Source organism: Photobacterium sp. R1 (genome assembly GCF_054600795.1).
In genome coordinates this window covers 1-269 of the sequence record NZ_BAAHZP010000583.1, presented here as the reverse complement: position 1 = coordinate 269, position 269 = coordinate 1, and the positions used below count along the sequence as shown (strand labels likewise).

The window sequence follows — 269 nt, the reverse complement described above, 5'->3', positions numbered from 1 at the left end:
GCTTACGGGTCATCTCCACCAGCCCGAGCTGGGTAAATCCGTTGATATTGGTTTTCACCCTGTCGTGAGACAGCGCCTGCTCCAGAGCCGTCAACACCCGGCGCCTGTGCTCTTCAGAGGCCATATCGATAAAGTCGATGATAATAATGCCGCCAAGGTTGCGCAGGCGTAACTGACGTGCAATCGCTTTAGTAGCTTCAATATTGGTATTGAAGATAGTCTCTTCCAGGTTACGGCGACCGACAAACGCGCCGGTATTAATATCGACC

General features: G+C 52.0%; 1 protein-coding gene. It reads right to left on the bottom strand.

Going from position 1 to position 269, the window contains the following annotated elements:
• Positions 1 to 269: ribonuclease E/G (locus ACYP03_RS26375; protein ID WP_459782720.1), on the bottom strand; the 269-nt coding region annotated here is incomplete at both ends.